The 26505-nt window shown below is 41.3% G+C and carries 30 protein-coding genes and 7 pseudogenes; 17 read left to right on the top strand and 20 right to left on the bottom strand.

Annotation, left to right across the window (positions count from 1 at the left end; genetic code table 11):
- Nucleotides 1-127: 127 nt before the first annotated feature.
- Nucleotides 128-994, bottom strand: a complete 867-nt coding sequence (locus VL20_RS23970) for an alpha/beta fold hydrolase (protein WP_052278031.1) — start codon at nt 992-994, stop codon at nt 128-130.
- Between the two features lie 295 nt (nt 995-1289).
- Here VL20_RS23970 and VL20_RS23965 point away from each other — a divergent pair, with 295 nt between their 5' ends.
- Complete coding sequence (locus tag VL20_RS23965; RefSeq protein ID WP_043995759.1) at nt 1290-2270, top strand: ABC transporter ATP-binding protein; 981 nt, start codon at nt 1290-1292, stop codon at nt 2268-2270.
- A 62-nt stretch (nt 2271-2332) separates the two neighbouring features.
- Here the strand turns inward: VL20_RS23965 and VL20_RS33290 are convergent, their stop codons facing one another.
- Nucleotides 2333-2464, bottom strand: a complete 132-nt coding sequence (locus VL20_RS33290; RefSeq protein WP_284525907.1) for a hypothetical protein — start codon at nt 2462-2464, stop codon at nt 2333-2335.
- On the opposite strand from VL20_RS33290, the gene VL20_RS23960 reads away from it, so the two are divergent.
- From VL20_RS23960 to VL20_RS33930, 5 genes and pseudogenes are all read left to right on the top strand, one after another.
- Nucleotides 2447-3388, top strand: coding sequence for an ABC transporter ATP-binding protein (locus tag VL20_RS23960; protein WP_052278030.1), 942 nt, complete (start codon nt 2447-2449; stop codon nt 3386-3388). The genes VL20_RS33290 and VL20_RS23960 overlap by 18 nt on opposite strands.
- A pseudogene (locus VL20_RS23955) lies at nt 3378-4207 on the top strand (ABC transporter permease). The gene VL20_RS23960 and the pseudogene VL20_RS23955 overlap by 11 nt, the downstream one beginning before the upstream one ends.
- Before the next feature lie 2 nt (nt 4208-4209).
- Nucleotides 4210-5735: pseudogene (locus VL20_RS23950) on the top strand (GldG family protein).
- 48 nt (nt 5736-5783) lie between these two features.
- Nucleotides 5784-6404 carry a Uma2 family endonuclease gene (locus VL20_RS23945; protein ID WP_004161535.1) on the top strand — a complete coding sequence of 207 codons (621 nt, stop codon included), beginning with the start codon at nt 5784-5786 and terminating at the stop codon, nt 6402-6404.
- A gap of 112 nt (nt 6405-6516) precedes the next feature.
- Nucleotides 6517-6597, top strand: a pseudogene (locus tag VL20_RS33930) (Uma2 family endonuclease); the annotation flags it as partial.
- Nucleotides 6598-6835: 238 nt separating this feature from the next.
- Here the strand turns inward: VL20_RS33930 and VL20_RS23940 are convergent.
- Nucleotides 6836-7693: an IS5-like element ISMae4 family transposase gene (locus VL20_RS23940; RefSeq protein ID WP_052278330.1), complete on the bottom strand. Its 858-nt coding sequence runs from the start codon at nt 7691-7693 to the stop codon at nt 6836-6838.
- Between the two features lie 125 nt (nt 7694-7818).
- On the opposite strand from VL20_RS23940, the pseudogene VL20_RS23935 reads away from it, so the two are divergent.
- Nucleotides 7819-8313: pseudogene (locus VL20_RS23935) on the top strand (Uma2 family endonuclease); the annotation flags it as partial.
- A gap of 276 nt (nt 8314-8589) precedes the next feature.
- On the opposite strand, the pseudogene VL20_RS30385 reads toward VL20_RS23935, so the two are convergent.
- The 5 genes and pseudogenes from VL20_RS30385 to VL20_RS31355 all read right to left on the bottom strand — a co-directional run.
- A pseudogene (locus VL20_RS30385) lies at nt 8590-8694 on the bottom strand (PEP-CTERM sorting domain-containing protein); the annotation flags it as partial.
- 51 nt (nt 8695-8745) lie between these two features.
- Entirely contained in the window at nt 8746-9081 is a 336-nt protein-coding gene (locus tag VL20_RS23930) for a type II toxin-antitoxin system PemK/MazF family toxin (protein ID WP_052278029.1), read from the bottom strand.
- Complete coding sequence (locus tag VL20_RS23925) at nt 9082-9336, bottom strand: hypothetical protein (RefSeq protein ID WP_002734916.1); 255 nt, start codon at nt 9334-9336, stop codon at nt 9082-9084.
- A gap of 164 nt (nt 9337-9500) precedes the next feature.
- Nucleotides 9501-9596 (bottom strand): annotated as a pseudogene (locus VL20_RS33285) (LamG domain-containing protein); the annotation flags it as partial.
- Between the two features lie 164 nt (nt 9597-9760).
- Entirely contained in the window at nt 9761-10129 is a 369-nt protein-coding gene (locus VL20_RS31355; RefSeq protein WP_158499380.1) for a hypothetical protein, read from the bottom strand.
- Between the two features lie 277 nt (nt 10130-10406).
- On the opposite strand from VL20_RS31355, the gene VL20_RS23920 reads away from it, so the two are divergent.
- Together VL20_RS23920 and VL20_RS23915 are read left to right on the top strand one after the other, a co-directional pair.
- A complete protein-coding gene (locus VL20_RS23920) occupies nt 10407-10652 on the top strand; it encodes a hypothetical protein (RefSeq protein WP_052278028.1) in 246 nt (81 codons plus the stop codon).
- Complete coding sequence (locus tag VL20_RS23915; protein WP_008202207.1) at nt 10645-10854, top strand: type II toxin-antitoxin system RelE family toxin; 210 nt, start codon at nt 10645-10647, stop codon at nt 10852-10854. The genes VL20_RS23920 and VL20_RS23915 overlap by 8 nt, the downstream gene beginning before the upstream one ends.
- Nucleotides 10855-11056: 202 nt before the next feature.
- Here VL20_RS23915 and VL20_RS23910 read toward each other — a convergent pair whose 3' ends face one another.
- The 11 genes and pseudogenes from VL20_RS23910 to VL20_RS30335 form a co-directional block, all read right to left on the bottom strand.
- Nucleotides 11057-11509, bottom strand: coding sequence for a type II toxin-antitoxin system VapC family toxin (locus VL20_RS23910; protein WP_002750618.1), 453 nt, complete (start codon nt 11507-11509; stop codon nt 11057-11059).
- Complete coding sequence (locus VL20_RS23905; protein WP_008202209.1) at nt 11509-11745, bottom strand: hypothetical protein; 237 nt, start codon at nt 11743-11745, stop codon at nt 11509-11511. Before VL20_RS23905 ends, VL20_RS23910 begins: the two co-directional genes overlap by 1 nt.
- A 26-nt stretch (nt 11746-11771) precedes the next feature.
- Nucleotides 11772-11870 (bottom strand): type II toxin-antitoxin system PemK/MazF family toxin, encoded by a 99-nt coding sequence (locus VL20_RS30370; RefSeq protein WP_128575298.1) that lies wholly within the window; start codon nt 11868-11870, stop codon nt 11772-11774.
- Nucleotides 11864-12106 carry an AbrB/MazE/SpoVT family DNA-binding domain-containing protein gene (locus VL20_RS23900; RefSeq protein WP_002785444.1) on the bottom strand — a complete coding sequence of 81 codons (243 nt, stop codon included), beginning with the start codon at nt 12104-12106 and terminating at the stop codon, nt 11864-11866. The genes VL20_RS30370 and VL20_RS23900 overlap by 7 nt, the downstream gene beginning before the upstream one ends.
- A 667-nt stretch (nt 12107-12773) precedes the next feature.
- Nucleotides 12774-12986, bottom strand: a complete 213-nt coding sequence (locus VL20_RS30355) for a hypothetical protein (protein WP_052275239.1) — start codon at nt 12984-12986, stop codon at nt 12774-12776.
- Complete coding sequence (locus VL20_RS33280; protein WP_284525807.1) at nt 12961-13794, bottom strand: transposase; 834 nt, start codon at nt 13792-13794, stop codon at nt 12961-12963. Before VL20_RS33280 ends, VL20_RS30355 begins: the two co-directional genes overlap by 26 nt.
- Nucleotides 13795-13889: 95 nt before the next feature.
- Entirely contained in the window at nt 13890-14186 is a 297-nt protein-coding gene (locus VL20_RS23890) for a hypothetical protein (protein ID WP_052278027.1), read from the bottom strand.
- Nucleotides 14187-14312: 126 nt separating this feature from the next.
- The gene (locus tag VL20_RS23885; RefSeq protein ID WP_052278026.1) at nt 14313-15767 is read right to left on the bottom strand and encodes a serine/threonine-protein kinase; all 1455 of its coding nucleotides are present in this window, start codon (nt 15765-15767) and stop codon (nt 14313-14315) included.
- Between the two features lie 89 nt (nt 15768-15856).
- Nucleotides 15857-16303: pseudogene (locus VL20_RS23880) on the bottom strand (J domain-containing protein); the annotation flags it as partial.
- 3 nt (nt 16304-16306) lie between these two features.
- Nucleotides 16307-17350 (bottom strand): IS630 family transposase, encoded by a 1044-nt coding sequence (locus VL20_RS23875; protein WP_052275240.1) that lies wholly within the window; start codon nt 17348-17350, stop codon nt 16307-16309.
- A 58-nt stretch (nt 17351-17408) separates the two neighbouring features.
- Nucleotides 17409-18374: an IS30 family transposase gene (locus VL20_RS30335; protein ID WP_128575295.1), complete on the bottom strand. Its 966-nt coding sequence runs from the start codon at nt 18372-18374 to the stop codon at nt 17409-17411.
- 338 nt (nt 18375-18712) lie between these two features.
- Here VL20_RS30335 and VL20_RS23865 point away from each other — a divergent pair, with 338 nt between their 5' ends.
- From VL20_RS23865 to VL20_RS30315, 6 genes are all read left to right on the top strand, one after another.
- Entirely contained in the window at nt 18713-19111 is a 399-nt protein-coding gene (locus VL20_RS23865) for a hypothetical protein (RefSeq protein ID WP_052278563.1), read from the top strand.
- 3 nt (nt 19112-19114) lie between these two features.
- The gene (locus VL20_RS23860; protein ID WP_052278025.1) at nt 19115-19522 is read left to right on the top strand and encodes a hypothetical protein; all 408 of its coding nucleotides are present in this window, start codon (nt 19115-19117) and stop codon (nt 19520-19522) included.
- A 572-nt stretch (nt 19523-20094) separates the two neighbouring features.
- The gene (locus VL20_RS23855) at nt 20095-20322 is read left to right on the top strand and encodes a hypothetical protein (RefSeq protein ID WP_052278024.1); all 228 of its coding nucleotides are present in this window, start codon (nt 20095-20097) and stop codon (nt 20320-20322) included.
- Entirely contained in the window at nt 20319-20594 is a 276-nt protein-coding gene (locus VL20_RS23850; protein WP_046660479.1) for a ParE family toxin-like protein, read from the top strand. Before VL20_RS23855 ends, VL20_RS23850 begins: the two co-directional genes overlap by 4 nt.
- Nucleotides 20595-20831: 237 nt before the next feature.
- Entirely contained in the window at nt 20832-21206 is a 375-nt protein-coding gene (locus VL20_RS23845; protein WP_052278023.1) for a group I truncated hemoglobin, read from the top strand.
- 156 nt (nt 21207-21362) lie between these two features.
- On the top strand, nt 21363-21515 hold the full coding sequence (locus VL20_RS30315) for a hypothetical protein (protein WP_004161554.1): 153 nt from the start codon (nt 21363-21365) through the stop codon (nt 21513-21515).
- Between the two features lie 293 nt (nt 21516-21808).
- On the opposite strand, the gene dusB is transcribed toward VL20_RS30315, so the two are convergent.
- Complete coding sequence (gene dusB / locus VL20_RS23840) at nt 21809-22816, bottom strand: tRNA dihydrouridine synthase DusB (RefSeq protein WP_052278562.1); 1008 nt, start codon at nt 22814-22816, stop codon at nt 21809-21811.
- Nucleotides 22817-23016: 200 nt separating this feature from the next.
- Between dusB and VL20_RS23835 the strand changes: the two genes are divergently transcribed.
- Both VL20_RS23835 and VL20_RS23830 read left to right on the top strand, forming a co-directional pair.
- Nucleotides 23017-24591, top strand: coding sequence for a glucose-6-phosphate isomerase (locus tag VL20_RS23835; RefSeq protein WP_052278022.1), 1575 nt, complete (start codon nt 23017-23019; stop codon nt 24589-24591).
- Nucleotides 24592-25287: 696 nt separating this feature from the next.
- On the top strand, nt 25288-26502 hold the full coding sequence (locus tag VL20_RS23830) for an ABC transporter permease (protein WP_052278021.1): 1215 nt from the start codon (nt 25288-25290) through the stop codon (nt 26500-26502).
- The last annotated feature ends 3 nt before the right edge of the window (nt 26503-26505 follow it).

Below are 26505 nucleotides of genomic sequence, written 5' to 3'. Positions count from 1 at the left end.
CCCTTGACAAATCCCCGCACTTGACAGATATTTATATATAGAATGGGAATCCGTGCCTTCCTACAGACCCTCTTTTTTCAGGTCAAATAAGCGTCAAAAAAAAACCTGATAACCGATCCCTAACTACCTATAAGCTTTTCACCCAATCACTAATCAACTGGTTAACCTCTGTGGGAATTTCATCGTGGGGACAATGACCGGCAGTTAGATAATATTCTGTCAGAGAAGGATAGTATTGACGGAATTTGGCCCCGCGTTCCCTAGTATTCATCCAAGGGTCCCCCTCACCCCATAACATCAACAGGGGACAACTTAACTTTTGCAGGAGAATATCGACATTTTCCCCCCGGGGAGATTTAAACACAGAAGCAAAAACTTTGGCTGCTCCCGCATCCAGGGAAGGACGACGGATATCTTCTATTAACTGCTCAGTAATGGCACTGCGATCGAGATATACTTTCTCTAGGGTTTTGCGGATAGTTTTGGGTTGACGGGTATAGAGAAATAAGAGATAACTGGCCCAGGGTTGCAGCAAGATCGATCGCAGTAATTTTTGTGCTAAATTAGGCTGACGATTGCTTTCTGTATCGCTAAAGGGACCGGCACTATTGAGGAGAATTAATCCCCGAACATTCTCAGAGTGATTAGCAGCCACGCAGAGAGAAGCGTAACCCCCCAAAGAATTACCCGCTAAAACCGTCGGTTGCGCCACAACTTCCTTGATAAAATCATTTAATTGTTGCTGCCAAAGACTGCCACTATAGACAAGATCTGGTTTAGCTGATCTACCGAATCCTAACAGATCGATCGCCCATACTTCCCATTCTGAGGCTAAACCTTGCAGATTTTTTCGCCAATGGTCGGTGGAAGCGCCAAAACCGTGGACTAATAGTAAAGGGGGTTTTCCCGCGACTCTAGTACCCGCTTGCACATAGTGTATCGAATGTCCTTGCCATTGCCAATTTTGCTTTATCGTCAGAGCAGCTGTATTCATCTGGTGTTTTGTTAAGTAATGTTAATAATTCTTAGTCTAACCGATTGGGAAACTGGAGACAAAGCTAGAGATTTTTGGCCAAGCCCCTTGACTGAAAAGGGAACTTGACATATGCTTATATATATAATGGGAATCCGTGCCTGCCTGCAAACCCTTCATTTTTGGGCAAATAACCCTAAAAAACACTCTCAAAAAAATCTTGAGCGGGATTAATCCACTGGTATGGGTGGCTAACCCTAGAGAATTACTCCTGAATCATTGGGACAGTTTTTTTGCTAATTCTGATATAACAGCCATGAAGATTTTGACGATTTTACGGGGATTAATCGACAAAAATCCCTTAACTGAGGCGGATTTAGCAGAATTACTAGCGATCGAATCCTTAAATTTTAGGGAGACTAACCCTCTCATCCTACAGGAAAGGGCGGAACTATTAACGATTCTCTGGCCGCGAGTCTGGCAAAAATGTCAGGAGTTAGGGATAAATCAGCCAAATCAGATTTTGATCAGCTGTTGGTGCTTCTGGATTCCTTGGGCGCTAGAGCTACGCAGCCACGCAAAACCGTTGATTCAAGGCATTTTGGCTCCCCAAGGCACGGGGAAGACAACCCTAACATCCATAATGTCGATTATTTTAGCCTATTTTGATTTAAAAGTAAATAATCTCTCTTTAGATGATATTTATAAGACCTATAATGAGCGAATAAAATTGCGTCAAAAGGATGAAAGATTGCGCTGGCGTGGTCCACCGGGTACTCATGATATAGCATTAGGAATTAAAGTTTTAGAACAGGTTTGTCAGCAAGAAAGTCCGATTTTAATACCGCGTTTTGACAAGTCCCTGCATCAAGGACAAGGAGATAGAATTGCAGCGGAACAAGTGGAGGGAGTTGATATTCTTTTTTTCGAGGGTTGGTTTGTGGGCATGAATCCAATAGAAGAAACAGTCTTTGATCATGCCCCCGATCCGATTAATAGCGAAGAAGACCGACAATTCGCCAGGGATAATAATCAAAGATTACGAGAATATCTACCCCTCTGGTCAAAAATCGATCGCTTACTGATTCTTTATCCCCTTGACTACCGTTACAGTTTACAATGGCGACAGGCAGCCGAAACAAAAGGAGGTATGAACCCATCAGAAATCGAGGAATTTGTCAAGTATTTTTGGAAAAGTTTACATCCGCAATTATTTCTCCCACCCCTGCTCAAACAAGCGCATCTAGTGGTAGAAATTAATCGGGATCATAGTCTGGGAAAAATCAGTTATCAGTGAGTAGTAATTAGTAATCATTGAAAAGAAAGCCCCGAACTGGTCACTTAACAGACTGAAAACTCCTATCTGATAACTCCCATCTGGTAACTGATAACTGATAACTGATAACTCCCATCTGATAACTGGTAACTAATAACTGGTAACTGGTAACTGATAACTGATAACTGATAAAGCTTATGATTGAAGTGGAACATCTGAGTAAAATTTATGGTTCGACCACGGCAATTAGTGACGTGGATTTTACCGTAGAAAAAGGAGAAATACTCGGTTTCTTGGGACCGAATGGAGCGGGAAAAACCACGACTATGAGGATTTTATCTGGTTATATTCCTGCCACAACAGGAACGGCAAGGATAGCAGGATACGATGTGCATCAACAATCCTTAGAAGTGCGTCGTCGCATTGGTTATCTTCCTGAAAATCCCCCCTTGTATCCAGAGATGACCGTGGAAAGTTTTCTTGATTTTGTGGCACGGATTAAAGGCATCTCATCGGGGGATAGAAAAGCGCGGGTAGATTTAGTTTTAGGTAAATGTCAGTTACTAGAAAAAAGAAAAGTTATTATCCGCAAGTTATCCAAAGGTTATAAACAGCGTGTGGGAATTGCCCAAGCGATCGTACACGATCCACCGGTAATTATTTTAGATGAACCGACAGTAGGATTGGATCCGAAACAGATTATCGAGGTGAGAAATCTAATTAAAAGTTTAGCGGGAGAACATACAATTATTCTCTCCACTCATATTTTACCAGAAGTGAGTATTACCTGCGATCGAGCGACAATTATTAATCGGGGTCGCATCGTAGCCAATAATATTACTACCGCTACCCCTGCTGGTTCCAGTTATGAAATTGAGATCGAAGGTGATAGGGATTCCCTGTTAGAAATCCTTCAACAAATGCCGCAAGTCGAGCAAGGGGCAAAAGTCGGCGATAACCTGCTCAAAATTGTTGGTCAAGCGGGGACAAACCTAGGGGCAGAACTTGCTAGAATAGTTGTCAACAATGGTTATAACCTATTAGAAATGCGTCGCACGCGTAAAACCCTAGAAGACATCTTTCTGGAAGTAATCGGCAGCGGGGAAAGTAACCAGCAAGAGGAGAGAAATGATCAATAATATCTGGGCGATTTTTCGCAAGGAATTTCAAAGCTATTTTACCGCCGCCAATGCCTATATCATTATGGGGATATTTTGGTTAGTAGCGGGATTTTTCTTTAACTCCCTTCTCTACGGCATTATTCTCGATATTGGTATCCAAGAACAATCGGGATTTCTGGTAGCCAGAGATACGGTGTCTGAATTTATGACCACTTTCATCGGCATTATTTTATCCTCCTTATTGTTGGTTATTTTGCCGGCTCTGTCTATGGGATTATACGCAGAGGAAAAAAAACAGGGAACCCTAGAACTTTTAGCCACTTCTCCCCTGACTAATTGGAGTATAGCCATCGGTAAATTATTGGGAGTGCTGGCCTTTTTTACCGTGATGATTACCCCCTCTGGATTTACGAAATAGTGGTTTTTAGTACCGCAGTTCCCCCAGTAAATATAGCCAGTATTTTACTAGCTCATCTAGGATTAATTTTACTGGCAGCGGCCATCCTAGCCATCGGGATGTTTATATCTTCCCTCACCAATAGTTCTATCCTTGCTTACATCATCACCTTTATCACCATCTTATTTATCTGGATACTGGATGTAATTGCTAACAATGCCGAAACCTTCTTTCGAGATCGCATTGGGGGAGAAGTGGGAGAACAGATCGGATTTTTCCTGAAAGAATTGCTCTCCCATCTATCTTGGTATCAACCCTTTAACAATTTCGTGCGGGGAATTTTTGACAGTAGTAGTTTAGTCATCCTCCTCAGTTATATTCTGCTGGGAATCTTCCTAACTACTCAAGCGATCGAAGCGGACCGTTATCAAAGAAACTAACTATGATATCCTGGCAAAAATACAGTAAATTTCTCTATATACCCGCCCTCTTTCTGGGTAGTGCTGGCTTAACAGTGGGGTTAATCTCTGGTCAGTGGTCATCCCTCTCTCTGGGGTTATTAATTGCCGGGGCTATTCTGTTTCTAGGGTGGCTGTTGTTATTAGTAATCACTTCCAAAGAATTTTGGCAAAAAAGAAGTACCCGCACTGGCACTCAAACCCTCATTACTACTATTATTGTCCTCAGCGTTATCGGTTTAATTAACTTTCTCGCTCTCCGTTATCCCTATCGAGTTGATTTAACCGAAAACCAAATCTTTAGTTTATCCCCCCAAACCGAAAGACTATTAACCAATCTGTCAAAACCAGTCAAAGTCTGGATTTTTTCAACCCGGGGAATCAGTGCCAACGAAGAGGAACTTTTAGCCAATTATCAACGCAAAAATCCCCAATTTCAGTACGAGATAGTTAACCTGGAGAAAAAAACCAATATCGCTCAGGAATTCAAAAAACTAGCTGATGATAATCTGTCTAGAGTCTATCTACAGTATGGTGACAAAAAACAACCCCTAAAAACTATTAGTGAACAGGAAAGTCTCACCGAAGCGAAACTGAGTAATGCCATCGAAACCGCTAAAACTAATCGCACTTTAACCGCTTATTTTCTGCAAGGTCATGGAGAAAATGCCATCAAAGAACCTCAAGGTGGATTAGTGCAAGCAGTCAATAGTTTAGAAGCAAAAGGTTATCAAGTAGAACCACTTAATCTAGTGGAACGTTCCACCATTCCCAATAATGCCGATGTCATTATTATTGCCAGTCCCAAAAGAAAAATATTTCCCCAGGAAGTCACCGCTTTAAAAAACTATCTTGAGCAGGGGGCAAAATTTTATTAATGATTGACCCCCAAACCGAAACCGGATTAGAACCCTTATTAACCCCTTGGGGTGTGAAACTAGATAATCGGATTATTATTGATGCTTCCGGTGCTGGGGAAATCATCGGTTTAGGTCCGGCTAGTCCCATTATTACCAATTACGGTAATCATCCGATTACTCGCGATTTTGCCAACGGTATTTCTATCTTTCCCTTTGCTCGTCCCATCGCTACCGTTCCCATCGAAGGAATTGAAGCCGTATCTTTAATGATTACTAATGATAAAATGTGGGCTGAGAGTGATTTAAATGATCAGAATCTCCAGTTTAACCCTGAAAAAGATTTAGCGGGCCCCTTTGATTTAGGAGTTGCTCTAACGGGAAAAAAAGGTAAATTAATCGTGATTGGTAATGCCAGCTTTGCCAGCGATGGACTATTTGAACAACAGTTAAACGGAGATATATTTTTAAATTCTGTGCAGTGGTTAGCCAGTGGTGAAACAGCCACATTATCTATCCGGGCTAAGGAACCAGAAAATAGAAGAATTAATTTAAATCCCCTGCAAGCTAACGCTATTTTTTGGATAGCGATGGTAGTAATGCCTTTAGTAGGATTTACCCTAGCTGGATTGACTTGGTGGCAACGTCGTTAATCGAGTTAGAATCTAGAAAAATGATCTCTCTTCTTCCCCCTAACTGCCATGACCACAACCCAAACTATCCCCCAATTGTTGACTTTTGATGACTATATCAATCAATATCCCGATGATGGACAACAATACGAATTAATCGCAGGAAAATTATTGGCCATGATGCGACCGATCGGAAAACACGAAGAAATTGGCGGATTTGTTTCTGGAACCCTATTCTTAGAGATAAATCGGCAGCAATTGCCCTATTTTATCCCCAATACTGCGGCAGTAAAACCCCTTCGCTCTCATACGGGTTATCTACCCGATATTATTGTCTTAGACAGAGAAAATCTAGTTAATGATCCCTATTGGGAAACTGCTTCCTCAATTTCTCTGGCAACATCAGCTAAATTAATTATTGAAATTGTCAGTTCCAATTGGCGAGATGATTATCTGAAAAAATTCGACGACTACGAACAATTAGGAATTGCCGAATATTGGATTATCGATTATTTAGCCAAAGGTTCGGCCCGATATATCGGCAGCCCCAAAGAACCCACCATTTCTATCTATCAATTAATTGATGGAGAATATCAAGGTAATTTATTTAAACAGGATCAACGTCTTATTTCAGGGGTTTTTCCAGAGTTAAACCTCACTGCTAATCAAATTTTTCGTGCTAGAGCTTAAAGAAAAACCCGTATTTTTAGATTGGACTTATGGCAAAAATCAAAAATTGTCCTGAGAGTCAGGAGTCAGGAGCTTATAATAGAAAACAACTCAAGAGCGGAGAAATCAATCAATGTTTACCACAATAGAAGATAAACAAGCCCTTTCCCTCGAAGTATTTCTTGCCCTTCCAGAAACTAAGCCTGCTAGGGAATAGACCTCTTGCAAATTAATTATATGTTATAATGATGGGTTGACTAATTTTCCCCAAAAAATCAGTTAACCAGTACATTCATTCTAAATGAAAACTTGAAGTTTAACTTTTAACTCAAAACTCTTTAGATATGCTTTAATTTGGTTATCAAAACCTCTTTATTTAAGCGGCACAAACTATCTCAATTATAAAAATTGAGAATAAATTCTCCTTGACTTGATTAATCTTTAGGCAACTTTTAAGAAGCTGCTATACCTATCCCTAACTCACAGTTATAAATAGCCGCCAACAAGTTAACTCTTAAACTATATCTTCGACGACGATTCCGATATTTACAGGATAAGATTTTAAAGGTTTTGAGTTTCCTATTTATATGTTCAATGATAATCCTTTCTTTGGCTAAAGCCTTGTTATACTCTTTTTCTAACTCTGTTAATTTTCTATTTTTCGATTTCTTTTTCGGTGTATAACTATTACTATGGTATGCAGCTATTCCCTGATAACCACTGTCTTCTATGCTGGTAGTTAAAGGATGAAAACGAACTCGACTTTTTTTAAATAAACTAAAATCATGACCTCTACCTTTCCCACAAAAGACACAGATAATTTCCTCGGTATTTTGATCAGCTACTAATTGGGATTTTAAAGTATGATAACCTCTTTTACCTCCCAAAAAATCTTTCTGTTTCTTTTGGGGGCGTTCAATGGGAGTTTCCGTTACATCCATTACCGTTATGACCGGTATCTCTGCTTGATTGAGTAAAGCTTTTTTTCCTTTTAAACGGAAGTTTCCCGATTGTAAAAGCATTTTTTCCGTCTTATTTACAATCCGACATATAGTTGATTCTGATAGTTCCCAGCTTGTACCAATGTGAAAATATGTTCTATATTCTCGCCAATATTCTAACGTTACTAAAACTTGTTCTTCTATAGATAGTTTAGGTTTCGGTCCCCTTTTAGATGGTGAATTAGAGTCGGCTTCAACACTTTTTACTGATTCTACCATCTTTCTATAGGTTTGTTTATACACACCGAAACGGCGTTTGAATTGTTCATCTGATAAGTTTTGATAATCCATAATTTTGCTAATAAACATAGCAAAATTATAGATGATTTCCTGACCTAAGATCACATTTTATTCTTTTTTCCACTTCAATCTAAGAATTGAGAAAAAAGCAAAACCCTCCATTATACCATAAAAAAATTATGCAAGAGGTCTAATATTATCATGGAATTGTCACTCAAAAACCTATGGCCAAAGGAAAACATAGCATCTTACAATTTGAGTTAGCCTCTGCCATTAATCAACAGACTAAACCTCAAAAATTAGCTTATGCTCTACCTGAATTGCGTTGTACTTTTGCAGAACGTTCAATTGTGCCAGATATTGCGGTGATTCGTTGGGAGAATTTGCCAAGAGATCTAGATGGAGAAATGGCCGATCAATTTTTACGTTATCCAGATTGGATTATTGAAATTATGTCTCCTGAACAATCTGTTACCTTAGGGATGGAAAAGATTATTTTCTGTTTACAACAAGGAACAGAATTAGGTTGGTTGATTGATCCTTTAGCAAAGTCAGTCACCGTTTTTCAAACAGGATTACCGAAAGTACATATTGCAACTGAAGGAAATAATGAGCCTTTAGCAGTGATTAAAGGTTTAGAACGTTGGTCAATATCAGCAGCGGATATTTTTGCTTGGCTAAAGGTTTAATTTGTTCTGTCAGCATCGTTTGGTTTATCAGTTTATTCCAGAAGAGTAAAGTTGTCAAAGTTATAGGGATATGGACTCATTTTTTAATTATTTTATACTGGTAGCATTAATGATTGATTTGGATTGTAAAAATTAGGAACATGAAAAGCTTATGTTATAAGACTTTTGCCTTCCGCAAAGCGGTATAAATACCCTCAAGATAACATAAAAATACGATATAAATTCCCCCACTCAATTGACTGAATCAAGGGGCATTTATGGTATTTTAGAAACAATTTAGCCTACTTTTCTGGTTTCTTTTTCGGTGGATTTGGATGGTTTTAGTTTACGCTTCAGGGTTGAAGCTGCGCCGAGTGTACTAAGTAATAGGAGTCTTAAAGTTCAAGTTTTCCAGAAAGAAAATTAAACTAATTAAACATTCATATTAGGGTTTTATGTTAAATCTAATGTGTATCGCATCGCTTCTTCCAATTGCTGTAAATAACTAGAAGAAAGTGTCCCCAACTGTCTCTGAAGTCGTTGTCTATCAATAACAACAATTTGATAACATAAGGCTACTGATTCCTGATTTAAACCTCCTTGTCCTGCGGGAATAACCATTGTTCCGGGGATTTGTGCGCGACGTAAATTACTGGTTAATGGAATTACAACAACAGTGCTAGTGAAGCGATCAATATTGTTATATTCGACAATAATAACAGGTCGAATACCAGCTTGTTCTGAACCACGACTCGGATTCAAATCAGCTAGATAAATATCGCCTCGCATTTATTCCTTATCCTCTTGTTCAAGGTGAGATAAATAATCGGGTAAAATACTTTCTGAAAAGCTAATATCCTCTTGAGCAAATTCATTTTGTAACGACTGTGCTTCTGCATCTGAAATATTATCCCATTTCTGAAAACGTGAATTTCTTTGTAAGGATTTGACAAATTCAAGGACTTGTTGCTGTTTTTCTAGCGGTAAAGTCTTAATACTTTGCAAAATCTGGTCTTGAAGATTATTAATATGGGTGACAGACATTTTAGCTTTTACTATATTTACACCAGTCTAACTATTTTACCACAAAAAACGCTCTTGTTGTTAATTAGTTAGCAACAATTAAATAATAGACAATAAACAATACACAAAAAATACCCCCTCAACTGACTAAATGAAGGGGCATTTATGGTGTTTTTAGAAGCAATTTAGCCTACTTTTGTGGTTTCTTTTTCGGTAGATTGGGATGATTTTAGTTTACGCTTCAGGGTTGAAACTGCGCCGATAGTGCCGAGAGCGAGGAGGAAAGTTATAATTTGAGGAACACTATTAGATATGTAGATATGATTAGATAAGGTACAATGAAAGATGTAGATGCACCTACTTAAGCCATGAAACAAGTTCTCAAAAATATTGAGGTATCAGAGATTCCCACACTAATCGATACATGGATAGATATTCCTGTAAATTAATCGATAGTAAACAATGTTGTGAGTCCCCCATTTGTTCCTATGGAATAATATGTATTGACTGGAACACCATCTAAAGCTGGTATGGCTAAAGAACAACGATGGAAAGTTTTATCAAGAAATCTTTTGTACATACATCTTTTTACCGATTTCACGGGGATCAGGCAAGTAACCCTACTGGAAGTTGCACCAGGAATACCTGGCACTATCGAAAATCTGCCATGATCATTTATACACTTATATACTTGACCAGATTGAGCTATTAAAAAGTCTTTGTTTTCACTTAAGTTAAATGTTTTAGCTTGTCGAGACACAGTTAGTCCCAATAAAGTTAATACAGCCGTTATGTATATTACACTTGTTTTCATTAATGTATCTCCTCAAAAGTGCGATCGCCTTCTTGCAGCCAGATTAAGCAACAACCCAACACCAAAGGCGGACAAAACAACAATACACATTCCCCCCCCCCACAATTGTATTTTTTGATACAATTTAATAAATTTTTATATTTCTCTCTTAATCCCGATAAAGAAACCGCAGAACCAAGTCGGTTGTGAACAGCCCACCGCTTTTACCATTTTTGGTTAGTATCTGGATGTGGTATTATTTGAGGTGTGTTCGGATTATCTGATACGATCAAGGTCTATGACAACTTACTATGAAATCCTCAGCCAAATAGAGAATCTTCCCCTTACGGATAAGTTGCGACTTTTAGAGGATTTAAAAACTATCATCAAGCCGACCGTAGCGCCAAAAAATGACGATGAGATCATTCCAGCCGAAGAACTTGCTGAAAGCCAAGCAGCATGGCAAGATTATTTATCTGGTCGAGATACTGGAATCACTTCAACAGAATTAAAATACAAATTATTTGGAGATAAACTTGGCTGATTATATTCTACTTAGACAAGCAGAACGCTCCTTAGAAAGGATGCCTAAAAATGATCAAATTCGTCTTCTTGAAGCTTTGGATACTTTGATTTCGGATTCTACAAAATTAGATATTAAACCCCTTTACGGAAGAGATGAACTAAGATTGCGAGTAGGTAAGTATCGAGTGTTGTTTTTTGAAGATAGAGACAACAATCTATAGATCATTACAACTATTAAACCTCGCGGCGATGTCTATAAATAATACCAGAACTCTTTTCTAGACTGCTGTTTTTCCTTTCGCCATAAGACAGTGATTCACAGAAGAAGGAGTCTCAGGTGCTTTACCCTGTTTTTCCCTTTCTCAGGCAAACTATCCTCTTTCGTGAGGGATTGTGACGCAGTGTGTCGGATTTGCTGCCTAATTATTGGGAATTAATGAAATCTTGAGGATGAACGATGGTAATATTGGGAATAGGGATAAAGTCATCAGGATTAAAGGTTAATAAATGGGTAATGTTAGAAGCTTTCATAACAGCAAGAAGCCTAATATCATGAGTGCGTTTTCCTTTAATGTTGTAGATGGTGACTAATTGAAACCAAAGGGGAAAAATATCCGGCGTTTCTGCAATTAATGTAAAGTTATCTAATAAATCATTGACATAATTTGTAGCTTGTGCTGGAGTCCAACCTAAACCATTAACATCAAGGGGGCGGGTTGCAACTACCCAAAATTCAATTAAAACTTGAGGAATAATAACACATTCATTAGCTGTTTCAACGATTTGAGTAATTACATTATTAGCAAGAGAATAAGTTGCTGAAGACGTATCAGCCGCCCGAAGCAAAATGTTAGTATCCAGTAAATATTGAGTCATTAGTCTTCATACATAGTGTCACGGTGTAAAGCTTCATCAGGTAAATTCGCACTTGTTTTAGGAAGTTTAGCGATTACTTTCTGCCATTTTTGAGCTTTTTCCTGGGGAGTGAGACTATAATCTGGGGAAGGGAGGGAAATTCTTGAGGTGAGAGATTCGGTGAAGGATAACACTTCTTGTTGTTTTTCTAAGGGAAGTTTTCTTAGGTTTTTAATGATAACTTGTTCAATGTTCATTTGACTTAGACTAATAGGCAACCATATCAATCATATCTCATAATGACACAAGGTCGGGTTTTTTGCAGTTCGGAACCCCTAGTCGGATCGAGTTCCACTAGAACCACAGTAAATCTTTCTACCATAGATTTTCTGGCTCGAACTCGTTTTCCACTCCTAACCAATCCTGTAACTCTGCTTCGAGCGGTTCGTCATCAAACAATTCAGTCCACCCCTCTCTCACCTTCTTTTTAGCACTCAGAATAATTTTTTTACCTTCGACTATCGCTTCGACTTCATCAGTGAGTTCGCACTGTTCCATAATCGCTTGAGGAATTGTAATTCCTTGAGAATTGCCGATTTGTATGATTTTCAGCAACATTTTTGACTGCTTGGTAAACACACTGTCATTATATCAATCAACCGCTTAAACAGCCCCACCCAACGCCAAAGGCAGACAACAGAATAATGCACACTATCTCCATCAAAAAAGCATCAAAAGTTACAATTTAATAAATCTTTACATTCTTCTCCCTAGCTTAGGGATTGACAGGGGAAGGAGTCTCAGGTGGTTTCCCCTGTTTTACCCCTTCTCAGACGAACTATCGCCTTTCGTGAGGGATTGTGGCGCGGTGTGTCGGATTCGGTATTATTTATAAATATCACCACGAGGACCGATCTCAGTGACAATGAAAAGACGTTCTTCCTGACTGACGGACACATTTGGCTCTTCTGGTTTCTGTGTGGAAACGAGGTCTATACTGATAGTTTATTCCGCCAAATAGCACTAAAAGTCTTGCCTGATAAGCATTTCACGATTCCATAAGCAAAAATTATCACACAAAGTCGAGAAGAGCCCACATTTTTCAATACAAAGACAAGTACTGTTATGTGAAAGCCTCAAACTCCTGAATAAAAGAAAAGGTAATTTTGTCATAATAATCCTGACGAGCTTTGCGAGAAGCAAAACAGGGAAAAGGGTCAACAGAAAATAAGTGGTCAAGTCGCAAGAAGGGACGCGCCTTATGAACAACTCCCGCCAGCCAACGTCAACCAATTTTCAAATAACTCAAACCACGCCGAAAATGAGCATCAACCTGACGGCGAGAGCCAGATTGTTGAACCGCCATGCCAGTTAAAGTAGCAAAGAGAATAGAAATGGCAACAATGAGATAGAGACGTTCTAAACAAGCAGCAGAGCGAACACGAGAATGTTCCCAGTCAAAAACGCCCGATTTACTGCCCTTGAAAGAGATGTTCAATGGGAAAACGAAGACCATACTGCCAGAAGGTGTCAAGGGTAGGAGGTTCATCGCTCAGAATTGCCCAATTATCCTTAACCCCTGGAACAGAGGCTAAAGCAAGATGAGCAGTGATTCTAGCCTCCTGCCAGACTTGAACGTTGCGATCAAAGCAGGCTTGCCGTTTGGGAGGATAGAGTTCTCTGACCTCATAGCCAAAACCCCGACGGCGAACACCGTAAATGAGGGTATCGCAAGGTAAGCGAAGACACCAATGCCAAGTATTTTTCCTGAGCCATTGAATTAATTGCTGATTGGCAAAGCCTCGGTCGGCTAACAGCATGACATTCTCAAAGCCCTGAAGATAGCCTTTGGCTCTGTCCAACAAGGGTTCGTATTTCTCAAAAGCTAGGCTGGCACTACCATGTTCTAATCCCATCCACATCAAGGGGACGGCTCTCCCCCCGCAGACCACCGCTAGATAGACAAAGCAGTATTGATTCCACAACAGAGTGGTATCTATTGCTAGATACAGTCTTTCCCCCTTCTCCTTCCAAGTCTCGATGGCTTTCAATATTAAGGGGATGTATATCTTTTCCACCGCTACTCTTCCATTCTGGCAAAAGCGATTCCACCGTCTCTGATAACTATTGGCTTGTTCGGCTCTGCTTTGTACAAAGGGTTCCCATCTGGCTTGATTGAGACTTTGACTACTGAGTAGGGCTGTCACCATCCAACTGAGGACGGTTAAATGTCTTTTATCCACAAATCGGCTTCCTTGTTCTAGATAGGAATAAACTTGGGAGAAGATTCTGTTCTCGGTTTTCATCTTGTAGGGATTCTTGCTTTTTCCCTATCTACCCAGATATTTTTCTTTTTGGCAACCCTTGTCTTGTCAGGTTTTGACCCACTTGTGTCCGTCAGTCAGCTTTCCCCCTTCTCCTTCCAAGTCTCGATGGCTTTCAATATTAAGGGGATGTATATCTTTTCCACCGCTACTCTTCCATTCTGGCAAAAGCGATTCCACCGTCTCTGATAACTATTGGCTTGTTCGGCTCTGCTTTGTACAAAGGGTTCCCATCTGGCTTGATTGAGACTTTGACTACTGAGTAGGGCTGTCACCATCCAACTGAGGACGGTTAAATGTCTTTTATCCACAAATCGGCTTCCTTGTTCTAGATAGGAATAAACTTGGGAGAAGATTCTGTTCTCGGTTTTCATCTTGTAGGGATTCTTGCTTTTTCCCTATCTACCCAGATATTTTTCTTTTTGGCAACCCTTGTCTTGTCAGGTTTTGACCCACTTGTGTCCGTCAGTCAGCCTTGCCAGACTTCTGCAAGCAGTCTATTAATTACTATTTTCTTCAGGAGGAGAAGGTGATAAAACCGGAGGAGCGATCGGTTCAATTTTATCCTCATTAACTGGGGGATTAATCACCTCTGGAACAGGAGAAGGGGAAGGGGAAGGGGAAGGAGAAGGGGAAGGAAGGGGAGAAACTTGAGGACTTGGATCTGTTTCAGGAAGGGGAACAGGAATAGGAATTACTTCTTCTGGGGTGGGACTAGGAGTTAATTCTGGAGTCGCTTCTGGACTAGGAATCACCTCTGGGGTAGGAGTCGGGGATGGAGTGGGAGTCGGGGAATAAATGGGAGTCCGTTGACGAGAAGGTCGTCGGATAGGGGGAAAATCTTGGGAGGGAGGAGGAATGATTTCAGGACTAGGAGAAGGTTCGGGGGTTGGTGCTGGTTCAATTTCCTCATTTTTGGGTAAAAGAGCCATAAATCCCCGATATCCTAGGACAAAAGCCCCAATTGTCACCGTAAAAATCAGCAAAATCCACAGCCAAGGATTCTTTTTTTCCCCAGAATTGGTTTGAATAACCACAGTGGGGGAGACGGTTGGTTTTGGGGGTGTAGAGGACTTTAATCGGGGACTATGGGGAGAAACCGCGATAGTCGGTTGGGTGGACAAATCCGGGGATATTTCTGCCAAAGCTGCCAACATTTCCCTAGCAGTGGCAAACCGATCGCGGGGATGAAAACGGATCGCTCGATCGATTACCATAGCTAAATTAGGATTAACATTTTCTGCCTCCTGTCGCCAGAGAATTTCCCCCGTGCGCGAGTCAGTTTCTAGATATTGGGGAGTTTTTCCCGTTAATAAAAAAATCGCCGTTAAGCCTAAGCTATAAAGGTCACTAGAAAAGACTGGTCTTCCGGCAGCCTGTTCTGAAGCCATATAACCGGGGGTGCCAAGGGCGATCGAATAGGCACTTTTTCCCGTAGGATCGAGTAAGGTGGCGACTGCCTCTTTCATTACCCCAAAATCGATTAAAATGGGCAAATTATCACTATTTCTTAAGATAATATTATCGGGTTTCACATCCCGGTGAATAATGCGGCGACTGTGAATAAAATCGAGAACAGGCAGTAAATTCTCCAAAATCGTCTGCACTGCTGAAGAGGATAAATTTCCCTGTCGTTGCTGTTTTTGGGTTAGTGTCTCCCCTTCAATCCATTCCTGCACCAGATAGAAGTGATTATCTTGGGCAAAATAACCGTATAAACGGGGTATTTGACGATTTTGTTCCCCCAATTCCTCTAAAACGCTTGCTTCTTTCTGAAAACGTTCTTTTAACCATTCTGGCATCCCCTCACTTTGAATGGCCGGCTGCAATTTTTTAATCACACAGCGCCGTTGAGAAGGCATATTCGTATCGATGGCGATATAAGTTTCCCCAAATCCCCCCCTAGCAAGGGTACTAACAATTTGGTAGCGATTGTTTAAAAGCACTAGATTCATTACCCTGAGAGTGCAAGCGTGGTCATAAATTGTTCCTAGACTAACATTCTTTTGTTAAGGAAAAGTCAAGGGAAAAACTAGAGTCAAGTCTAAGGAATCCAGCGACGGATTTTCGTCCACAAAGGTGCATTATCTTGGCTGCTCATCTCCTGAAAACCTTGATAACAATCGTAGGCGCGATTAAGATGGGCAGTGATTTCTGTAGCATTGGGATGGGAATTGCGATCGGGATGCCAATAACACAAGAGAGTTTTATAATTATTCTCAATCCGGCTAGTTGTGCTAAAAGGAGTAATCCCCAAAACTCGCCACCAAACGGGATTAGGCGACTCTATAATCATCACGGCCAAGGAACGGGGCGAAGGATAGAGAATTTGGGCGATTAATGACCAATCTGCTCCATAACACAGCCGATAAACCGCTTTAACCCGTTCTTTTCCCAACTGTTGACAAGCTTGTAAATGCCATTGACGAAAATCCCTCCGCATCTGCTGATGAGTTCGCAAATCTCGCCGGGCAAATCTGCCCTCAGCTATACTTTAGACGTTCATAATCTGAGATTTATTAAACTTCTGAAATCGTAGAGTCAGCAAGGAATCCAGTTCTTTTTTATGTTTCAAATGGGCATCATTCAAACATTCATAAATGGCTGAAGAAAAGTCAGAAAAGTTTTCATAATATTTACCATATAAACATTTCTTTTTGACCAATTTCCACAGCCTTTCAATTAAATTTAGATTAGGTGAATAAGACGGCAGATAGAGCAGCTCTATTGACAAAGAAAGAGCCAATTCTTCAACAATTTTACATTTTTGATAGCGGGCATTATCTAAGACTAGAGTGATGGGAATCATTAGTCCTAAAGCAGCTATTTTTGAGCGGAGTTCACAGACTTGAGTTGCCGTAATATAAGTTTCATATGTTACCAGAATAACTTCATGAGTTATTGCATTTAATGCTCCTAAAACATTGAAGCGTTTACGCCCGCTCGGTGACTTAACAAAAAGTCTCTCAAAACACCAAACAAAACCGAGAAATGCTCCCATGACGAAGTGAGCGGCATCAACAAAAAAAACAGCCCTTTTTCCTTCTTTTGCCTCATTTAGTCTGGGTTCTAGCTTTTTTTCTTTGTAGTCCTCTTGTTCATCTGGGTCAGCTTTAGAAGGAAGAGAACCTACTTTTAAACATTTCATTCCCATTGATTTTAAAAATTTTCTCACTTGGGTAGGACTTCGTTTTATTCCCGTCAATTCTTCTATCCTATATACAGCTTCATTTATTGTGGCTGGTGGATTTTTCTCGAAGTATTTTTTGAGGGTTTCTTTTTGAAACTCTAATTCACTTTTAGGGCGATAGAAGTTGATTTCTTTTAATTTTTCTATTCCGCCCTCTTGCTCATCTCGAAGATAGGTTAATAAGGTATTTGGCGAGATTCCTGCTAACTGACAAATTTTTTGGTGCGGTATCTTTTGGCTTTTTAACCAGAGAACTTCCATCTTCAGTTGAACCCGGGGATGGGGATGATGAAATCTTTCATAATACAGTGAGTTCTTTTCTTCTTCCGTGAATTCTAGGTTAATCATGTTTTTAATGAGTGCTTTGCTTCTAATTATGACTCTTAAACTATATTATTGCGCCAATTCAAGTCTGAATTGCATCACTATCTGATCTACCTTTATAGAATACCTCATTCGGGGTACGATAGTCAAGACATTTTCGAGGACGATTGTTAATCAAGTTTACGGCTCTTTCCACCTCCTCTGGCTTAACGATTTTAAAATTCGTTCCCTTGGGGAAAAATTGTCTTAACAGTCCATTGGTATGCTCGTTTAATCCCCTCTCCCACGAATGATAAGGAGTAGCAAAATAAAAATCTGCTCCTAGTTTCTGACTCAACTCTTGATGTCCACAAAATTCTTTGCCGTTGTCACAAGTAAAGGTTTTTCTTTGGTCAGGGTGAATCTCTTGAAAAAGTTTTTCTGTGACTCTATTGATTTCCGATGCGGTTTTGTTTTTGGCTAATCCTGCTCCTAAAAATTTCGAGGCTTTATCTACATGAGTAACGAGAACTCCTAGATGATTGCCTCCAATCATTGTGTCACTTTCCCAATGACCGATTTCAGTTTTCTGGTCAGCAATTACTGGTCGCTCGCTGATATCTACACGCCCTGGAATCCCTCCACGCTTACTTTTTGCTCCGCCTCGACTCTTTCTTTGACAAAGCCCCCGGCGTAAATATTTCTGGTACTCTCCACATCCGTGATAGTTCTGATAGATCATTTGATAGATGGTTTCGTGACTGAGAGATTCTTGACTGGCTTTTTTCAGACGACCTGCTATTTGTTCGGGGCTATGATAATCTTTCAATCCTTTTTTTACCAACTCTAAGGCTGACTCGCTGACATTTTTAAAGGGTTGTTTGGCATTTTTTCGCCTTGTCTCGCTTTGAGCTTGTGCTGTGTCAGGTAGATAGCAGCCAAGGGAACTTTGATTCCTTTTTAATTCCCGTGATATTGTGCTTTGATGACATCCGAGCCAGACGGCCATTTGCCGTTGAGATAAATTTCCCTCCTGACTAAGTTGGTAGAGCAAGTTTCTTTGTTCTATGTTAAGATGTTGGGGGCTTCGTTTTTGGGTCTGATTTGTTTTTGTTAATGATCAGACAGTACCTGATGAGCCTTTCTTTGTCAACTCTTGAGGTTGATGCGTTTCATTTTTGAATTGGCGTTGTCCTTGAGTAAAAAATGCAAGTTGTAGCCGTGCAAAGTATATTCGGAAAGTTTCTGTATAATGTATAAGTAGTCATGCAAAATTAATTACCTGCCCGATCGAGCTAAAACCCTTACGGGGCAATGATCGTCATGTGTAAATAATTTTGCCTAGGTACTTAATTAGTTAAACCTAAAAAATGAGGCAAAATAATGACGGACAAAAATAAGCCAGAAATGACGGACAAAAATAAGCCAGAAGAAGTTCAACAGGCAATGATTTCAGTGGGAGTGGGTACGGCGATTGGAGCTAGTGCATCGGCAGTAGTTGGCGGTATGGGACTTGCTGTAGGAGGAACTGCTCTAGGAGTCGGTATGGCTCCAGTAGCAGCAGCAGGAGCAGTGGTTGGCACAGCAGTTTACGGAACCAAAAAAGCAATAGAAGAACAAGACGCAACGGCAATTGGAGCAGCGGCAATTGGTGCGGGTGCTGGAGCCGGTATATCAGCATTAGTTGGGGGTATGGGATTAGCAGTAGGAGGGACGGCAGTTGCAGTGACAATGGCTCCCGTAGCGGCAGTAGGAGCAGTAATTGGTTTAGCTGGGTATGGTATCTCTAAATTATTCACTGAGTAAGTAATGGCTAAACGGAAAAGACAGTCCCCCAATGCTGCTCAAAAATTAGTAAGAGGAGCAATTCGGGACTTTATTAATCAGGTTAATGGCATAGTTATTGAGCCGGAGATAAATACTCCTTTAAAGGGGACAGAGGCTTGGTATCGGGACAAACTGGCTAGAGAATTAGGAGGAAAAACCGAGGTTTACATTGATAAGGTAGGTAGAATAGATGTCTTAACTAATACGGAAATAATTGAAGTCAAAAATACAAAAGGCTGGAAATCAGCGATTGGACAAATAAAGAGTTATGGACAGTATTATCCCAAGCATAAAATGAGAGTTCACCTATTTGGGAAATTGACTGAAAGTAAACTGGAAACTATTCAGAGAGTATGTAACCTAGAAGGTATCACTCTAACTTGGGAATAAGTACCTAGGCAAAATTATTTACACATGACGATCATTGCCCCGTAAGGGTTTTAGCTCGATCGGGCAGGTAATTAATTTTGCATGACTACTTAGTAAGTACCTAGGCAAAATTATTTACACATGACGATCATTGCCCCGTAAGGGTTTTAGCTCGATCGGGCAGGTAATTAATTTTGCATGACTACTTATGATCGCTGCTCTTGTAGGGTGCGTTCCCTCATGCGAGTCCTACCGCTCCAGCGATCGATTTTGGGGAACGCACCATGCTCATTGATTCAAGTAAATGATAATAATCTAAAAACGTCTAGGCACAGTGATCGATGGGAGTGCGATCGCTTATGATCGAGTTGTAAATTTTTGTTACGAAGTGCAGTCAGATTGAACAATTGGTGCTGAAATCTTGGGGAAAAGCTGATGTTATTTCGGCTGATTGTCAGGAATCGACAAAACGGGGTGATATGCGGAAACTTTCGGCATATCCTTACTCTCCTTATTCGGAAAGTTTCTGGATAATTAATAGAGAGTAGAAAAAGTAGTAAAATAGTCCAATACGCGTAAAACATGAACAAAACATGACTACTCTGTTGCAAAAAGCATTCACAGAAATCCAGAAACTGCCAGAGCATCTTCAAGATGAACTTGCTCAACAATTGCTAGAAGATATTGAAAGTGAATTAAAATGGCAGCAAAGCCTTTCTAACGAAGATATGGAATTGGGAGCTTTAATAACAATGGCACAGGAAGCCCTGATAGAAGAACAAGAGGGGAGAACAGAAGATAAAGGCTTTGGGGCAGAATGAAGTCAGCCAGAACCAAGAGGTTTCGTCAACTTTTTCTCAGTTTGCCGCAAAGGGTACAAGAAACAGCCAAGAAAAATTACGAGATTTGGAAAGAAAATCCATTTCACCCCAGCCTAGAGTTCAAAGAGGTGAAACCAAGAGAAAAAATCTGGTCAGTCAGAGTCGGCATTGGATGGCGAGCATTAGGGATTAAGAAGTCAGACGAAGAAAAGATAGTTTGGTTCTGGGTTGGGTCGCACTCCGAGTATGACAAGATTCTAGGTAAGAATTAGGAGCGATCTAACCAATCACTGCACCGGACCTTGTGCTAAACTTATCTACATCATCCAAAGTCATTGGCGGCGAGTGAGTTCAACCGTTAGACATACTCCTTGCTCCAACGAGCGGGCTGCTAATACAGATGAATTACGATTTATCCATACTCTAATCTTTTTGATTATTGAACATTTCAACTTCTCCCATCTGTCTCGTGTCACATTTGAACTCATACAATTAAGGAGTAATTTTCAATGAAAACACTGTATGAAAAGCTTGGTGGTGGAGCGGCTGTTGATCTAGCTGTAGAAAAATTTTATGAAAAGGTTTTGGCAGATGAGCGAGTCCAGCGTTTCTTCGCTCCTACAGATATGCAACAACAGAAACAACATCAAAAAGCCTTTATGACCTATGCTTTTGGTGGTGCTGAACAATGGAATGGTCGTCCTATGAGGGATGCACATAAAGAATTAGTGGCTGAGATGGGCTTAACCGATAGCCACTTCGATGCGATCGCTGAGGATTTAGTTGCTACCCTCGTTGAGTTGGAAGTTACTCAAGCCTTAATTGATGAGGTGGTGCAGATTGTAGGTTCTGTTACTCATCGCAATGATGTCTTAAATCGCTAGAGCAATGTAGCTGTAGGGTGCGTTCCCTCATGCAATTCCTACCGCTGCAGCGATCAATTTTGGGAAACGCACCATGCTCATTGATTCAAGTAAATGATTATAAGCTAAAAACGTCTATGCACAGCGTCAGCCTAAATTTACCTTCAGAGCTAGAGAATGAGTTATCTACAAAATCCTCCTAAAACAGGGCTGGAGCTAGTTGCTTATTGGGAAAGCGTTGGGGTTATTGGCTCCCGACCTGATATTATCGATAGTCAGGAGCAGGCAAGCAAATTGCGCCATAATGCTGAAACCCGTGAGCAGGTTTAGGTAGGTTTTGCTGAATAAAGGTGAAATGTAGGCAAGGTAAGGGTTTTGTGGCTTTTCTCGCTCCCACAGGTGCAAGATTTTGAGAGAATCGTGCTTCAAAACCTTGCGTCTTCATCGGCCCGCGTCCTGTAGGGGCGAAGCATTCGGATAAAAAATCTACGGTTTCACCGATAGCTTATTGCCCGAATGCTTCGCCCGTACTTTTTCAGCAGCCCCTAGATAGTAAATGTACCTTGTCGATGATGCTGACGAACCAGCAAAAGGTTCGTAAGAACCTACAGCTTATAGCACCGTTATCTGTAAATATTCTCGTTTTCAAGGTTTAATTGGGCAATAGCTCCATCAATTAAATCACAGCCCTCCCCCAGAGATTCGATCCGCGAAAACCGATCGCGCCAAACCGCCGCACCAGTAAAATCCTGACAATACCAAGCCAGATGTTTCCTGGCTTGCCAAATACCGCGTTGTCCCTTGTATAGCCATAGCCCCTGTAAATGCTCTTTAGCTAGGTTTAACAGGTCAATAGAGGTAGGTTGCGGCAACTTTTTGCCTGTTTTGAGGTAATAATCGATTTCCCCCACCAAATAGGGATAACCGAGGGTTCCCCGCGAACACATCACCCCATCGGCCCGAGTAAATTCCAAACAATTAATCGCCGCTTCCACAGAAACAATATCACCATTAGCGATGACAGGAATCGATAAAACCTCCTTCACCCGTTTAATCCATTGCCAATCGGCTGGCCCGTGATAACCCTGTTCCCTAGTGCGTGCGTGCAGGGTCAACATTTGCGCTCCCGCATCTTCCAAACGACGGGCAAAATCGATAATATTAATCTCTTGAGCGTTCCATCCCAAGCGAGTTTTCACCGTTACTGGCACCGATACCGCTCTCACCACTTCCCTAACAATTTGCTCGGCAATTTCTGGCTGTCGTAAAAGGGAAGAACCGCCGCCTTTTTTAGTAATTTTATTAACGGGACAACCCATATTAATATCGATGGTCATCGCTCCTTCTTTAACCGCTTTTTCCGCCGCCACAGCCATAAAATCGGGACGGCAATCAAATAATTGCATACTAATTGGTTGTTCTTTGTCCCCGATAACCATCAATTGCGGTAACTCTTGCAGCTGGGAGATTTCTGTCGCATTAACCATCTCCGTATAGAGCATCGAATCAGGAGCAAAGCGTCTCACCAAGCGCCGAAAAACTAAATCGGTGACACCAGATAAAGGTGATTGCAAGACGCGGCTATGCACTGCTAAATTACCGATTTTGAGAGGGGATGAGTAGATAGCCATAGAACCAGTTAAAAAATCAACAGCCAACACCAGCAAACCGAACAATTAGGGGATAGTTCCGTCACTGTTAACATTTTGCCAACCCCATAATATATGCTTAACCGTCATCTTCTAGTCTAAAACTACCTGTATGATGATTGGAGAGGATAGAATCCTATCTCTCCTAAACGAGTAATTAAACAAAAATTTCGCTTTTTTTTATGGATAATCTGCAACTCTGGCAACGTTACCAAGATTGGTTATACTATCACCCTAACCTAGAACTTTATCTCGATGTCAGTCGGATTCCCTTCGATGAGGCTTTTCTCAAAGGTCTAGAAGCAAAATTTGAGCGTGCTTTCCAAGATATGGCAGCCTTAGAACAGGGTGCGATCGCCAATCCCGACGAACAGCGTATGGTCGGCCACTACTGGCTGCGCGCTCCTGAACTCGCTCCTAACCAGGAATTGCGGGACGAAATCACCGAACCCTTAGCACAGATCAAAGAATTTGTCAAGAAAATTCACTCCGGAGCGATTAAGCCGCCCAATCGGTCAAAATTCACCCATATTCTCTGTGTAGGCATCGGGGGGTCTGCTTTGGGTCCCCAATTCGTCGGTTCGGCTCTATCCCCCCTTAATCCCCCCTTAGAGATTGCTTTTATTGATAATACCGACCCCAAAGGCATCGATCGCACCTTAGCCCATTTACCCCTAGCTACCACCCTCGTTATCGTCACCAGTAAATCCGGCGGCACTCCCGAAGCGAGAAACGGAATGTTAGAAGTCCGCAACGCTTACGAAAAACAGGATTTAGACTTTCCCCAACACGCGGTCGCCGTCACCATGCCGGGTAGCCGACTGGACAAATACGCCCAAGATTGGCTAACTCGTTTCCCCATGCAGGATTGGGTCGGTGGTCGTACATCAGAACTATCCGCCGTCGGTCTTCTCCCGGCCGCTTTGCAGGGTATCGACATTGATGAAATGTTAGCCGGGGCCAAAGAAATGGACATCGCCACCCGCGTCCATAACCTAAAAAAAAATCCTAGCGCCCTACTGGCTCTAGCTTGGTATCATGAGGGCAATGGCAAGGGAGAGAAAGATATGGTGATTCTGCCCTACAAAGACAGTCTCTATCTCTTTAGCCGCTATCTGCAACAATTGGTCATGGAGTCCCTCGGTAAAGAAAAAGACCTCGATGGGAATAAGGTTTACCAAGGTATCGCCGTCTATGGTAACAAAGGTTCCACGGACCAACACGCCTACGTCCAACAATTACGCGAAGGTGTCCCCAATTTCTTCGCCACTTTTATTGAAGTGTTAAAAGACCGACAAGGAGATTCCATCGAAGTGGAAACCGGCTCCACTGCTGGCGATTTCCTCTCAGGATTACTGCAAGGTACTCGACAAGCTTTATACGAAAATAGTCGTCACTCTATCACCATCACTATCCCAGAGGTTACTCCTCGTCAGGTGGGGGCCTTAATCGCCCTCTACGAAAGGGCCGTTAGTTTCTATGCTAGTTTAGTTAACATTAACGCCTACCATCAACCCGGGGTAGAAGCAGGGAAAAAAGCCGCCGCTTCTATTCTGGATTTACAAAGAAAAATCGTGCAAGTTGTTCGGGAAACGGGCACTTCTCTCGACCTAGCCACTCTAGCGGCCAAAATTGGTGCTAGTGACCAAGTTGAAGCCATCTATAAAATTGTCCGTCATCTCAACGCTAATCGGCGCAGTTTAACTATTACCGGCGATTTAAGCAAACCGGAAACGCTCCAAATCTCTGCACGCTAATCAGTTATCAGTTATCAGTTATCAGTTATCAGTTATCAGTTATCAGTTATCAGTTATCAGTTATCAGTTATCAGTTATCAGTTATCAGTTATCAGTTATCAGTTATCAGTTATCAGTTATCAGTTATCGGTTATCAGTTATCAGTTATCAGTTATCAGTTATCAGTTATCAGTTATCAGTTATCAGTTATCAGTTATCAGTTATCAGTTATCAGTTATCAGTTATCAGTTATCAGTTATCAGTTATCAGATGTAAGTTATCAGATGTAAGTTATCAGATGTAAGTTATCAGATGTAAGTTTTAAGGGTTCTTCGGTTTGTGTTATGCAATGGAGGGGGGTTATAAAGGATAAAACCCTTACATAGAAAGACATTGCTTCGATTTTTGCCAATTGTTTTCTATCTAGAACGAGCTAATCAATTGAGTCTCTTGCCCTATAAGGATTTAGTCGATTTATGCCCCCTGATCGAATCATACCAAGTAACGAAGAGCCGTTAGTTATAGCGTTTCCTGTTCGCAAGAGGTACACTATCGATGTTGAAAAGCTTAATTAGCAAAGGTTTAAGTGTGCCACACAGGTGTGAGAACCGCTATATCTTTATCTTTATACCTGTTTACTGATCACTGATTACTGATTACTGATTACTGATCACTGTTTACTGATCACTGTTTACTGATCACTGAATATAACTAACCATGGAAATGCTCGAAAACCTGAAAATGGCTTTTTCCGCTTTGATGGCCAATAAACTGCGTAGTGGTCTGACCATGCTAGGAATTGCTATCGGTAACGCCTCCGTCATTGCCCTAGTGGGAGTGGGTGAAGGAGCGCAAAAAGTTGCTATCGAGCAGTTTGAAGCCCTCGGTCCGAATGTTTTATTTGTGTCCACCTCCTCGCGCAATGTCCGGCGGACAATTCCTAATCCCCGGCCGCTCACCTACGAAGACGCTCAAGCGATCGCATCTCAAGTTCCCGCCATTGCCGCCATTTCTCCCGAATTGAGCGGTAAAAGAATTTTATCCTTCGGTAATAGAACCAGTAATAGCCCCCTAATCGGGGTGGGAGCCGAGTACCTAAACGTGCGTAACCGTCAACTATCTAAAGGTAGATTTATTATGGAATCTGACCTGAAACGGGATAATCGGGTGATTGTCTTGGGATCGGAATTAGCCAAAAATCTCTTTGGTAATCGCAATCCCGTCGGCGAAAATCTTCGCATCGGCAATCTTAGTTTTCAAGTCATTGGAGTTTTACAGGCGAAAGGCTCCTTATTTGAGGCTAATCAGGACGATCGAGCTTTAATTCCCCTAACTACCATGTCTAATCAGGTTCAAGGCCGCAGAGCTATCTATGGCATTCCCCTGACTCATATTTCTGTCTTGGCCAAAAACTCTGCCCAAATTAAAGCCGCTCAGTTTCAGATTAGCAACCTGCTGCAAATGCGTCATCAGGTCAGCGACGAGAATTATGTGCAGGTTTTCCCCCAAACCGCAGTCTTAGAAATGGCCAAAGAAACTAACGATAGTTTAACTAGAATGTTAGCCTCGATCGCCAGTATTTCCCTTTTTGTCGGGGGAATCGGTGTCATGAATATTATGCTCGTGTCAGTCACGGAAAGAACCCAAGAAATCGGGTTAAGAAAGGCTTTAGGAGCGAAAGAAGGGGATATAAAAGGTCAATTTCTGATTGAATCGGTGATTTTAGCCACCACTGGCGGAATTATCGGGATTTTTGTCGGCATTCAAGGAATGTATCTAGCGGGAATTTTTGCTGCTTTAACCACCAGTGTCTCAATCCCTGCCATAATTCTCGCTTTAGGAGTTTCCAGCGCCATCGGTCTGATTTTCGGTGTTGTTCCCGCTCATCGTGCCGCTAAATTAGACCCAATCGTTGCTTTGAGAAGATTATAGTTT

The sequence above is a fragment of the Microcystis panniformis FACHB-1757 genome, assembly GCF_001264245.1.
Lineage (GTDB): Bacteria > Cyanobacteriota > Cyanobacteriia > Cyanobacteriales > Microcystaceae > Microcystis > Microcystis panniformis.
This window is presented reverse-complemented; position numbering and strand designations above follow the sequence as displayed.

Bases quoted from the DNA above. Each gene is read 5' to 3' on its own strand.
- VL20_RS23965 (WP_043995759.1), top strand. From the start codon at position 1,290: ATGAAGATTTTGACGATTTTACGGGGATTAATCGACAAAAATCCCTTA.
- VL20_RS23930 (WP_052278029.1), bottom strand. From the start codon at position 9,081: ATGCGAGGCGATATTTATCTAGCTGATTTGAATCCGAGTCGTGGTTCA.
- VL20_RS23970 (WP_052278031.1), bottom strand. From the start codon at position 994: ATGAATACAGCTGCTCTGACGATAAAGCAAAATTGGCAATGGCAAGGA.
- VL20_RS31355 (WP_158499380.1), bottom strand. From the start codon at position 10,129: ATGAAAACAAGTGTAATATACATAACGGCTGTATTAACTTTATTGGGA.
- VL20_RS23890 (WP_052278027.1), bottom strand. From the start codon at position 14,186: ATGAAAACCGAGAACAGAATCTTCTCCCAAGTTTATTCCTATCTAGAA.
- VL20_RS23960 (WP_052278030.1), top strand. From the start codon at position 2,447: ATGATTGAAGTGGAACATCTGAGTAAAATTTATGGTTCGACCACGGCA.
- VL20_RS23835 (WP_052278022.1), top strand. From the start codon at position 23,017: ATGGATAATCTGCAACTCTGGCAACGTTACCAAGATTGGTTATACTAT.
- VL20_RS23925 (WP_002734916.1), bottom strand. From the start codon at position 9,336: ATGTCTGTCACCCATATTAATAATCTTCAAGACCAGATTTTGCAAAGT.
- VL20_RS23910 (WP_002750618.1), bottom strand. From the start codon at position 11,509: ATGACTCAATATTTACTGGATACTAACATTTTGCTTCGGGCGGCTGAT.
- VL20_RS30370 (WP_128575298.1), bottom strand. From the start codon at position 11,870: ATGGTAGAAAGATTTACTGTGGTTCTAGTGGAACTCGATCCGACTAGG.
- VL20_RS23940 (WP_052278330.1), bottom strand. From the start codon at position 7,693: ATGTTTATTAGCAAAATTATGGATTATCAAAACTTATCAGATGAACAA.
- VL20_RS23875 (WP_052275240.1), bottom strand. From the start codon at position 17,350: ATGATTAACCTAGAATTCACGGAAGAAGAAAAGAACTCACTGTATTAT.
- VL20_RS33280 (WP_284525807.1), bottom strand. From the start codon at position 13,794: ATGAAAACCGAGAACAGAATCTTCTCCCAAGTTTATTCCTATCTAGAA.
- VL20_RS23855 (WP_052278024.1), top strand. From the start codon at position 20,095: ATGACTACTCTGTTGCAAAAAGCATTCACAGAAATCCAGAAACTGCCA.
- VL20_RS23845 (WP_052278023.1), top strand. From the start codon at position 20,832: ATGAAAACACTGTATGAAAAGCTTGGTGGTGGAGCGGCTGTTGATCTA.
- dusB (WP_052278562.1), bottom strand. From the start codon at position 22,816: ATGGCTATCTACTCATCCCCTCTCAAAATCGGTAATTTAGCAGTGCAT.
- VL20_RS30315 (WP_004161554.1), top strand. From the start codon at position 21,363: ATGAGTTATCTACAAAATCCTCCTAAAACAGGGCTGGAGCTAGTTGCT.
- VL20_RS23860 (WP_052278025.1), top strand. From the start codon at position 19,115: ATGGCTAAACGGAAAAGACAGTCCCCCAATGCTGCTCAAAAATTAGTA.
- VL20_RS23830 (WP_052278021.1), top strand. From the start codon at position 25,288: ATGGAAATGCTCGAAAACCTGAAAATGGCTTTTTCCGCTTTGATGGCC.
- VL20_RS23905 (WP_008202209.1), bottom strand. From the start codon at position 11,745: ATGAACATTGAACAAGTTATCATTAAAAACCTAAGAAAACTTCCCTTA.
- VL20_RS23920 (WP_052278028.1), top strand. From the start codon at position 10,407: ATGACAACTTACTATGAAATCCTCAGCCAAATAGAGAATCTTCCCCTT.
- VL20_RS23900 (WP_002785444.1), bottom strand. From the start codon at position 12,106: ATGTTGCTGAAAATCATACAAATCGGCAATTCTCAAGGAATTACAATT.
- VL20_RS23850 (WP_046660479.1), top strand. From the start codon at position 20,319: ATGAAGTCAGCCAGAACCAAGAGGTTTCGTCAACTTTTTCTCAGTTTG.
- VL20_RS23885 (WP_052278026.1), bottom strand. From the start codon at position 15,767: ATGAATCTAGTGCTTTTAAACAATCGCTACCAAATTGTTAGTACCCTT.
- VL20_RS33290 (WP_284525907.1), bottom strand. From the start codon at position 2,464: ATGTTCCACTTCAATCATAAGCTTTATCAGTTATCAGTTATCAGTTAC.
- VL20_RS23945 (WP_004161535.1), top strand. From the start codon at position 5,784: ATGACCACAACCCAAACTATCCCCCAATTGTTGACTTTTGATGACTAT.
- VL20_RS23865 (WP_052278563.1), top strand. From the start codon at position 18,713: ATGACGGACAAAAATAAGCCAGAAGAAGTTCAACAGGCAATGATTTCA.